This window comes from Pedococcus sp. (assembly GCF_036554925.1).
Classification (GTDB): domain Bacteria; phylum Actinomycetota; class Actinomycetes; order Actinomycetales; family Dermatophilaceae; genus Pedococcus_A.
In genome coordinates, this window is record NZ_DATBMI010000095.1 from 1 (window position 1) to 9,932 (window position 9,932).

Annotated in this window: 10 protein-coding genes; 3 read left to right on the forward strand and 7 right to left on the reverse strand. The window is 73.1% G+C overall.

The features are described 5' to 3' along the window. Both VIB11_RS07895 and VIB11_RS07900 read left to right on the forward strand, forming a co-directional pair. A partial coding sequence (locus tag VIB11_RS07895) for a hypothetical protein (RefSeq protein WP_332030036.1) occupies positions 1–372 on the forward strand: 372 nt, incomplete at its 5' end. Then, entirely contained in the window at positions 369–908 is a 540-nt protein-coding gene (locus tag VIB11_RS07900; RefSeq protein WP_332030038.1) for an NUDIX hydrolase, read from the forward strand. The genes VIB11_RS07895 and VIB11_RS07900, both read left to right, overlap by 4 nt. On the opposite strand, the gene VIB11_RS07905 is transcribed toward VIB11_RS07900, so the two are convergent. The 5 genes from VIB11_RS07905 to VIB11_RS07925 all read right to left on the reverse strand — a co-directional run bounded on the left by VIB11_RS07905 (position 871) and on the right by VIB11_RS07925 (position 7,394). After that, a complete protein-coding gene (locus VIB11_RS07905) occupies positions 871–1,524 on the reverse strand; it encodes a hypothetical protein (protein WP_332030040.1) in 654 nt (217 codons plus the stop codon). The two genes, VIB11_RS07900 and VIB11_RS07905, sit on opposite strands and share 38 nt — an antisense overlap. Positions 1,525–1,536: 12 nt before the next feature. Continuing rightward, the gene (locus VIB11_RS07910) at positions 1,537–3,561 is read right to left on the reverse strand and encodes an AAA family ATPase (protein ID WP_332030043.1); all 2,025 of its coding nucleotides are present in this window, start codon (positions 3,559–3,561) and stop codon (positions 1,537–1,539) included. Between the two features lie 108 nt (positions 3,562–3,669). Beyond that, on the reverse strand, positions 3,670–5,106 hold the full coding sequence (locus VIB11_RS07915; RefSeq protein ID WP_332030045.1) for a S1C family serine protease: 1,437 nt from the start codon (positions 5,104–5,106) through the stop codon (positions 3,670–3,672). 49 nt (positions 5,107–5,155) lie between these two features. After that, entirely contained in the window at positions 5,156–6,685 is a 1,530-nt protein-coding gene (locus VIB11_RS07920) for a HAMP domain-containing sensor histidine kinase (protein ID WP_332030047.1), read from the reverse strand. 1 nt (position 6,686) lies between these two features. Continuing rightward, positions 6,687–7,394: a response regulator transcription factor gene (locus tag VIB11_RS07925; RefSeq protein WP_332030049.1), complete on the reverse strand. Its 708-nt coding sequence runs from the start codon at positions 7,392–7,394 to the stop codon at positions 6,687–6,689. A gap of 123 nt (positions 7,395–7,517) precedes the next feature. Here VIB11_RS07925 and VIB11_RS07930 point away from each other — a divergent pair, with 123 nt between their 5' ends. Next, the gene (locus VIB11_RS07930) at positions 7,518–7,778 is read left to right on the forward strand and encodes a metal-sensitive transcriptional regulator (RefSeq protein ID WP_332030050.1); all 261 of its coding nucleotides are present in this window, start codon (positions 7,518–7,520) and stop codon (positions 7,776–7,778) included. 70 nt (positions 7,779–7,848) lie between these two features. On the opposite strand, the gene VIB11_RS07935 is transcribed toward VIB11_RS07930, so the two are convergent. Then, complete coding sequence (locus VIB11_RS07935) at positions 7,849–9,486, reverse strand: DNA repair helicase XPB (protein WP_332030052.1); 1,638 nt, start codon at positions 9,484–9,486, stop codon at positions 7,849–7,851. A gap of 4 nt (positions 9,487–9,490) precedes the next feature. After that, positions 9,491–9,932: DUF4190 domain-containing protein (locus tag VIB11_RS07940; protein ID WP_332030054.1), on the reverse strand; the 442-nt coding region annotated here is incomplete at its 5' end.

Below are 9,932 nucleotides of genomic sequence, written 5' to 3' on the forward strand. Positions count from 1 at the left end.
ACGGCGGGATCGGTCCTCGTCGTGACGCGCCACGACGGGGGGCTCGACCTGCCGAGCCGTGCGGTCGGCGACGCGACGGCGGAGAAGGCCATGGCCGAGCTGCAGCGGGAGGTCGTCGGGGACGAGGGGGAGGCCGAGCTCGTGGGCTACGTGCGCAACACGGTGCCGGCGGCCGACGAGTCCTACCCGTGGCCGGCGCCGCGCGCCTGCTTCGCGGTGTACGCCAGGGAGGTCGACGAGGCCCGGCCCTTCGGCGGGGGACACTGGATCGCGCTCGACGAGGCCGCCGACCGTCTGGCAGTGCGGCACTGGTGGGTGCTCCTGCCCGAGTTCTTCAGCCACCCCCGCCACGGGCACGGCCGCAGGGCATGAGCGGCCCGCGGGTCCTCGCCACGATCCCCGAGGTCGTCCTCGCCGACGGGAGCCGCGCCGCCGTCGACCTGGTGCTGTCCAGCGAGCCGGCCCCGGACGCCGACGTGTTCGCCGCCCTCGTCATGCTCGAGGACGCCGAGGGAAGCTTCGCGCTCGTCTACAGCCCGCGGCGCGAGGAGTGGGCCTCACCGGGCGGCTTCCGAGAGCCGGGGGAGCGGGTCCGCGAGACGGTCGTGCGCGAGGTGCTCGAGGAGACCGGGCTGCTCCTCGACGAGACAGGCCTGGTGCCGGGCGGCTATGAGCGGTTCCGGCCGCTGACGCCGGGCAGGTGGCCCCGGGAGGGTGGCTGCCTCCAGGTGTTCCGCGCCCAGGTCCCCACGGTGCGTCCGGCGCTCTCGGCCACGGGGGCGGACGTCGTCGACCACCGCTGGGTCGGGCTGGCGGAGTTCGAGGCGCTCTGTGGCGAGGCGTTCTGGTGGCCCCTGGCCGAGGCGCTGCTCACGCCGCCAGGCGGGAGAGCTCACGGCCCAGGTTGAGCCTCGCCCGCTCGCCCCAGGCCCGCCGCGCGTAGCGCGTGGCGTAGACGTGGTCGCGGCGCAGGAAGGGCTCGAGCACGGCCGTGCGACCGGTCGCGTACGCCTGGTCGGGGACCGCCGCGTACTCGTCCCGCACCTGCGCGCAGTACTCGTCGAAGCGGTCGTCCGGTGCCGAGAGGATCCACAGGTCCGCGTCGTGGAAGGCCGCAGCCAGTCCCGGCGCGTCGGGGACCCGGTGCTCCTCCGTGGCGAGCACGAGCTGACGAATCGCGGACACGTCGTCCTCGCCCACCCCGAGCGAGTGCAGCGCGCGGACGGCGAGGTCGGCGCTGTCCGCCTCGTTCGCGCCGGGCGGGCTCTGCGGCAGGTAGACCGCATCGTGGAACCATGCGGCGACCCTGGCGACCGCGCCGTCCCGGTGGCCGATCTCGCCCTCCTCCTCCAGCTCGTCGAGCGCCAGCACCATCTCGAGCAGGTGGCGGTCCGTGTGGTAACGCCGGTGCTCCTCAGCGAGGCGCCGCCGGAGGTCGGACGCGACGGCATCGACCGCGTCGGCGTGCGCGTCCGGGGCGAGCTCGCCGAGGTCGAGCCGCCACCAGGTCAGCAGGGCGGGCACGCGGGCAGTCTGTCAGACCGCGGCCGGCTCGTGGTGGAGCTCGGCCGGCAGGGGCTGGCTGTGCACGACCGTCAGCGCCGAGACGGCCCGGGTCAGGACGACGTACAGGCGGCGCAGGCCGGTGCGTTCGTCCGGCTCGGCGTCGGCGATCGCGGCCGGCTCGACCACGACCACCCGGTCGAACTCCAGGCCCTTGGCGACCGTGGCCGGCACCACGTCGACCTGATGGTCGATGTCGCCATGGTCGGCCCCGAGCACGCCGTGGTCGATCCCGTTGTCCCGCAACGCCTCGGAGACACCCTGCACCATCGCGTCGGGCGCGATCACGCCGATCGACCCCGGCTCGAGCGTCTCCGCGGCGACGGTCGCCACGACCTGCCGCAGCACCTCGTCGGCTCCTGTCGCCATGACGTCGAGGCGGCCAGGGTTCTCGCGCACCGACACCGGCGCTCCGAGCCCGGCGGCCATCCGCGGCAGCAGGCGGGCGGCATACTCGATCACGCTGGCGGGCACGCGGAACCCGCGGTCGAGGACCTCGACGTGGCTGCCCGGTTTCCCCAGGTGCGCCAGCGACTCCTCCCAGGAGTCCGTTGCCCACGGGGTCGTGCCCTGGGCGATGTCGCCGAGGACGGTGGCGGCGCCGGTGCTGCACCGCCGGCCGACGGCCCGCAGCTGCATGGGCGAGAGGTCCTGAGCCTCGTCGAGGACGACGTGCCCCAGACTCGGCGTGCGCTGGAGGTGGTCGGCGAGCTCGTCCAGGAGGACCGCATCGGCGCCGGACCACCGAGCGGCGCCCTTGGTGCGGGGAGGCTTGTCCCACAGCAGGATTCGTCTCTCTTCGTCACTCAGCAGCCCTTCGCTGTGGCGCGCCAGCTCTGCGGCGTCGGAGAGGAGGCTGTGGAGCACCGCCCGGGCGTCGAGGGTGGGCCACAGCTGCGCGGCGTACTTCTTGACCGCCGTGCTCCGGGCGACGGCGTCCTGCACCCTGTCGTCGGGGGAGTCGCCTGCCCGCTCCATCTGGAGCAACACGGCGTGCGCGAGGCGCTGCGGCAGCATCTGGCGCGCCGCGTCGTAGCGGACTCCCCGCTGGCGCAGCTCGGCGAGGAGCTCGTTGACGTCGTGGGCCGGGACCCGCCAGCGCCGCGAACCGCGGGGCACGACCAGCGCCTCCGTCGCCTCGCCCACCTGGGACCACACCGCTCGGCGCAACACCTCCGCGAGACGCGCATCGCCTTTCAGCACAGCGGCTTCCGTGGGGTCGGAGGCACGGACCGGCACCGAGGCGACGAGCTCCTCGATGGTGGTGTGGCCGACCGCCACCTCGCCCAGCGCAGGCAGCACGGCGCCGATGTGCTCGAGGAACGCGCGGTTGGGCCCGATCACCAGGACCCCCGAGCGCGAGAGCCGGTCCCGGAAGGCGTAGAGGAGCCACGCGGCGCGGTGCAGCCCCACGGCGGTCTTGCCCGTGCCGGGCGCGCCCTGGACGCAGATGGTCTGCTCCGCCCCGGCCCGGACGATCTCGTCCTGCTCGGGCTGGATCGTGGCGACGATGTCGCGCATCGGCCCGACGCGCGGCCGCTCGATCTCCTCCGCGAGGATCCGGCTGCGCACGTCGTGCTCGGCGCGGTCCTGGAGGTGCTCGTCCTCGTAGGCCGTGATCGTCCCGCGGTCGAGCCCGAAGCGGCGCCGCAGCACCACCCCCATCGGCTCGGTCCTCGACGCGCGGTAGAAGGCGGTCGACATCCCGGCCCGCCAGTCGATGACGAGCGGGTCGCCGTGGTCGTCGGCGACGTGGCGGCGCCCGATGTACCACCGCTCGTCGGCGTCGGTGTCGACCCGTCCGAAGAAGAGGGTGGTCGTCGGGTCGTCCTGGAGGGAGGCTGCCCGAAGGTGCAGGGTCCGGGCGAGGTGCTCGGCCGAGATCGGGTCGTGGGCCTGCACCTTCAGCGACAGGGTCTGCTCACGCATCCGGGCCAGGGCGGCTCGCGCTCCGAGGAGGTAGTCCTGCTCCCGCTTGAGCTCACCTGCGCCAGACACAAGGACCTACCCTGCCACCTCGACGACGCCGGACGCCAATGGTTTGGCGGAGACGCCGAGACAGCGTGGCCCCTGCCACAGGGGGCCACGCTGCCTCAGTGCGGGGAGCTACTGGCTGCCGCTGGGGCGGGCGGCGAGGGATGCCGTGAGCTCGACCCGCTCACCGTCGCGCAGGACGGTGAGCTTGACCTTGTCGCCGACGGAGCGCTCCCGGATGTGCGCCACCAGCGACAGGCTGGAGTCCACCAGGTCGCCGTCGACGGCGATGACGGTGTCGCCGGAGCGGAGCCCGGCCTCGGCGGCGGGGGTGCCGGGCGAGACCTCGCGGATGGTCGCCCCCGCACGGCTGGCCTTGCCGTCGGCGGCGGTGCCGTCCTCGGAGGTGACGCCCAGGAAGGCGTGCTGGGCGCTGCCCTTGTCGATGAGCTGGCTCGCGATCGACTTCGCCTCGTTGACCGGGATGGCGAAGCCGATGCCGATGCTGCCGCCCTGGCTGCCCTGGGACGACCCGAGGGTGGCGATCGAGGAGTTGATGCCGACGAGCTGGCCGCTGGCGTTGACGAGGGCGCCACCGCTGTTGCCGGGGTTGATCGCGGCCGAGGTCTGGATCGCGTTCGTCACGACGGGCTCCGCCTGCGACTGGCCGCTCTGGCTCTCGCCGCTGGTGGTCACCGGACGGTTGAGCGCGCTGACGATGCCCGTCGTGACGGTGCCGGCGAGGCCCAGCGGGTTGCCGACGGCCATGACCGGGTCGCCGACCTTGAGGGCGTCGGAGTCACCGAGGGCGACGGGCTGCAGGTCCTCCGGGGGGTTCTCGAGGGTCAGCACGGCCAGGTCGGTGCTCGGGTCGGTCCCCGCCACGGTTGCCTTGAAGGCGCGTCCGTCGTTGAGGGTCACCGTGATCTCGGTCTGACCGCCGGCGCCGCTGATGACGTGGTTGTTCGTCAGCACGTGGCCGCGGTCGTCGATCACGACCCCCGAACCCTGGCCGCTGCCACCCGCGCCGGACACCGTGATGGCGACGACGCTGGGCGAGACCGCGGCCGACGTGGCCGTCCAGTTCGGGTTGCTCGCGTCCGCCTGCTGCACCGGGCCGGCGTCGGTCGCGCGGCCCAGGGTGGAGGAGGAGCCCACCGAGGAGGACGGGGCCTCCTGCCCCAGCTGCGTCGCGGCGTACGTGCCGCCGCTGGCGAGCAGGGCGGCCAGCACCGCCACGGCGGTCAGCTCCGTCCACCGACGGGACCTGGCCGGCTGGGCAGGCTCTGCCCCTCCCCGCGGAGGCGCGGGGGGAAGCGGCCCAGCCGGGGACTGGGGGTGGCTGCCATAGGCCGGGTAGCCGGGCTGGCCCGGAGCCGGGTAGCCGGAGTGGCCCGGGGCGGGGTAGCCCGACGGTGCCGGGTAGCCGGTGGGGGTGGGCTGGCCGGAGGGAGCGTCTGGCTGGCCGAACCAGACCGGTCGCGTCGCCTGCGCGGGGATCTCGGCGGTGCGCTCCGGGTCGCCACTGCCAGCAGCGGTCATCGCGTCGTGGTGGTGGGTCTGGGACATGGTCGGTGCACTCCTTGGTTGGCGTTGACACCAGTCAACCCCGGCAAGGTCAGAGCACTCTGGATGCTTCCTGAGAACTCGCTGTGGGCAGCTCCACGATGAACGTCGCGCCACCACCGGGGGTCTCGGCGACCCCCACCCTGCCGCTGTGGGCGGCCACGATCGCGGCGACGATCGCCAGGCCGAGGCCGTTGCCGCCGCCGGAGCCGCGGGCCCGGGAGGGGTCGGAGCGGTAGAAGCGCTCGAAGACGCGGCGCACCTCGGAGGGGTCGATCCCCGGACCGTGGTCGCGCACCTCGACGACGGCCACGCCCTCGGCGGGGCGCGCGCCGACGGCGATCTCGACGGGAGTGCCGGCCGGGGTGTGGCCGAGGGCGTTGCCCACCAGGTTGGCGAGCACCTGGCGCAGCTTCGCCTCGTCGCCGGGCACCACCGTGGGCGCGACCTCGCCGCCGATGCCGGTGAGGGTGATGCGCCGCTGGGGCTCGACCGCACGGGCGTCCTGCGCCGCGTCGGCGGCGAGCACGGTGAGGTCGACGTCGGCGATCCTCATCGGTCGCCGGCTGTCGAGCCGGGCCAGGACGAGGAGGTCCTCGACCAGCCCGCTCATCCGGCTGGCCTCGCTCTCGATGCGGCCCATGGCGCTGCCCACCTCGGCGGGCTCGCGCACCGCGCCCTGCCGGTACAGCTCGGCATAGCCACGGACGGTGGCGAGCGGGGTGCGCAGCTCGTGCGAGGCGTCCGCGACGAACTGGCGCATCCGCTGCTCGGAGGCCTCGCGGGCCGCGAACGACTGCTCGATCTGGGCGAGCATGGCGTTCAGCGACCTCGACAGCGACGTCACCTCGTCCTCGGCCGGCCGGGTCGGGATGCGTCGAGTGAGGTCACCGGCAGCGATGGCCGCGGCGGTGTCCTCGATCTCGGTGAGCGGGCGGAAGGCCCGCCGCACGGCATACCAGCCGATCACCCCCACCGCCGAGATGACGGCGAGGCCGACGAGCAGCTCGAACACCACGACCCGTCGCACGTTGCGCTCGACGTTGCGCAGCGGCACGGCCACGACGAACGTCGCGGAGCGGTCGGAGAGCCGGCCCGCGATGGCACGCCAGCGCATCGGGCCGTCTGTCGATCCGATCGTGAAGGGCTCGCCCTCACGGACCCGTCGGTCGTCGAGGGGCAGGGGCGGCACGGCCGGGTGCATCGTCTCGCCCGTGGGGTTGAGCGGGATCGGGTCGGAGCCGTCGACGGGGAGCAGGACGAAGGCGTACCCGGTGGGGATGCCACCTTGGCCCTGCATGCGCGGCAGCTGCCGCAGGGCCTGGGTCGCCACCGGCCGGGCGGCGACCTTGAGGTCGTCGTCGATGGCCGCTGTCAGCTGCCGGCGCATGAGGTATGCCGTGGCGCCGGCGGTGAGGGTCAGGGCCAGGAAGAGGAGCACCATCAGGACGGCGACGAGGCGCACCCTCAGGGGCAGGGCCTCGAGCCTGCGGGTCACTCCCTCGAGCGAGCCCTCGGCGCGCGGGCGCCCCGTCGTCGGGGGGCCTGCCTGCGGTGTGGGCTGCTGCTGGGTCGCCGTCATCTCAGGGCGTCTCGGGCGGCCGGCGCAGGACGTAACCGACCCCGCGCTTGGTGTGGATCAGCGGCGGCAGGCCCTCGGTGTCGACCTTGCGGCGCAGGTACGAGATGTAGGACTCGACGATCCCTGACTCGCCGCGGAAGTCGTAGTCCCACACGTGGTCGAGGATCTGCGCCTTCGAGAGCACGCGGTTGGGGTTGAGCATCAGGTAGCGGAGCAGCTTGAACTCGGTGGGGGAGACGTCGATGACCCGGCCCGCGCGGCGCACCTCGTGGGAGTCCTCGTCGAGCTCGAGGTCCTCGAAGCGCAGGGCTGCGCTGTCGTCGAGCTCCCCGCGGGTGCGGCGCAGCACGGCGCGGATCCTGGCCACGACCTCCTCGAGGCTGAACGGCTTGGTGACGTAGTCGTCGCCGCCGACCGTGAGGCCGGTGATCTTGTCGTCGAGCGAGTCGCGGGCGGTCACGAAGACGATGGGAAGGTGCCGCCCGGACTCACGCAGCCGGCGGGTGACGGTGAAACCGTCGAGGTCGGGCAGCATGACGTCGAGCACCACGAGGTCGGGCTGCTGCTCCGACGCGAGGCGGATCGCGGTCCCCCCGTCGCCGGCGACCTGCACCTCGAAGCCGGCGAAGCGCAGTGAGGTGGCGAGGAGCTCGCGGATGTTGGGCTCGTCCTCGACGACGAGGAGGCGGGCCTCGGGCTGGGTGGTCACGCTCCCAGTCTCGCGCCCGAGTCTGGGAGTTTGCTGACAGACGCCTGAACCGCCCGGCGCCGGCCGGGGGAATCGCTCCCACCCCTGCGGGGTTTAATGGGTGCGCCCCATGAAGGAGAGCCCATGAACGTCGACCCCGACACCCTCACCGCCGCCCTGAACCGGCTCCGCCGGGCGCAGGGACAGCTCGGTGGGGTGATCCGGATGATCGAGGAGGGCCGCGAGTGCACCGACGTCGTCACCCAGCTCGCTGCGGTCTCGCGGGCCCTCGACAAGGCGGGCTTTGCCATCATCGCGACCAACCTGCAGCAGTGCATCATCGCCGGCGACGAGGCCTCGCTCGACAAGGAGAAGCTCGAGAAGCTCTTCCTCTCGCTGGCCTGAGCGACCCGCCCCGGACGGGTGGCCGACCCGGTCCACGGTCTGCTGACGGCGCCCATCCGCAGAGACGGGCCTACGGCAGGTCGTCGGCGTCCAGGATGCGGTAGGCGTAGCCCTGCTCGGCGAGGAACCGCTGACGGTGGGCGGCGAACTCCGCGTCGACGGTGTCCCGCGACACGACGGTGTAGAAGTGCGCCGTCCGCCCGTCGCCCTTGGGCCGCAGCACCCGGCCGAGCCGCTGGGCCTCCTCCTGGCGCGACCCGAAGGTGCCCGACACCTGGATCGCGACACTCGCCTCGGGCAGGTCGATCGAGAAGTTGGCGACCTTCGAGACCACGAGCAGGTCGAGCTCCCCGGTGCGGAACGCCTGGAACAGCTTCTGCCGCTCGGCCACCGACGTCTGGCCCGTGATGACCTCGGCCCCGAGGCGCCCGGCCAGCTCGTCGAGCTGGTCGAGGTACTGGCCGATGACCAGCGTCGGCTCGCCCTGGTGGCGTCCCACGATCCGCTCGATCACCTGGTTCTTGGCGGGAGTGCACGAGGCCAGCCGGTAGCGGTCCTCCGGCTCGGCCGTGGCGTAGGCCAGCCGCTCGGAGTCGGGCAGCGTCACGCGCACCTCGACGCAGTCGGCCGGCGCGATGTACCCCTGGGCCTCGATGTCCTTCCAGGGGGCGTCGAACCGCTTCGGGCCGATGAGGGAGAAGACATCCGCCTCGCGTCCGTCCTCCCGCACCAGGGTCGCGGTCAGGCCGAGCCGGCGGCGGGCCTGGAGGTCGGCGGTCATGCGGAAGATCGGTGCGGGAAGCAGGTGCACCTCGTCGTAGACGATCAGGCCCCAGTCACGCGCGTCGAGCAGGTCGAGGTGGGTGTACGCACCCTTCCGCTTCGTGGTCAGCACCTGGTAGGTCGCGATGGTGACCGGGCGGATCTCCTTGCGGGCGCCGGAGTACTCGCCGATCTCGTCCTCGGTCAGGGTGGTCCGCCGCAGCAGCTCGTCGCGCCACTGCCGGGCCGAGACGGTGTTGGTGACCAGGATCAGCGTGGTGGCCTTCGCCTGTGCCATGGCGCCCGCGCCCACGAGCGTCTTGCCGGCGCCGCACGGCAGGACGACGACCCCGGACCCGCCGTGCCAGAAGCCCTCGACGGCGTGCTGCTGGTACGGCCGCAGCGACCAGCCGTCCTCGGCGAGGTCGATGCGGTGGGCCTCACCGTCGACGTAGCCGGCCTCGTCCTCGGCGGGCCAGCCGACCTTGAGCAGCTCCTGCTTGAGGTGGCCCCGCTCCGAGGGGTGCACCGCGACTCGGTCGGGGTCGATCCGCACTCCCACCAGTGGCTTGATCTTCTTGTGCCGCAGCACCTCCTCGAGCACGGGACGGTCCGTGGTGCGCAGGACCAGACCGTGCTCGGCGTCCTTCTCGAGGGTCAGCCGGCCATAGCGGTCCATGGTGTCCGCGATGTCGACGAGCAGCGCGTGGGGGACCGGGTAGCGGCTGTGGGTGATCAGGGCGTCCACGACCTGCTCGGCGTCGTGACCGGCCGCGCGAGCGTTCCAGAGCCCCAACGGCGTCACGCGGTAGGTGTGCATGTGCTCGGGCGCGCGCTCGAGCTCCGCGAAGGGCGCGATCGCCCTGCGCGCCTCCTCCGCGCGCGGGTGGCCGACCTCGAGCAGGAGCGTCTTGTCGCTCTGGACGATCAGGGGGCCATCGGTCACGCGGTCAGTACCCGCTCACGGAGGAGGTGCTGGCGATGACCGCGATGGCGATGATCCCGCCGACGACGACCAGCGCGACCGCGATGGCGTACGCGATCCAGCCCCACCGGGCGAGGCGTGCCGAGTCGGAAGGCGAGTCGTCCTGCTTGTCCAGGGCCAGGATCGCGAGGATCACGGCCGGGATGGCGAAGATGCAGCCGAACAGCGTCGACACGCCGGACACGATCAGCAGTGCGATCGCCGAGCCGTTCGTCCTGCGCGCCGGCGCGTACGGCGACTGCCCGTAACCGTACGGCTGGGCCTGGCCGTAGCCCTGCTGGCCGTACCCGGGCTGCTGCCCGTACGGGTAGCCCTGGCCCGCCCCCGGCGCCGGCCGCGCGGGCTGCTGCCCGGCGGCATACGGGCCCTGGGGCTGTCCGTAGGGGCCTGGCTGCTGCGGCTGGGAG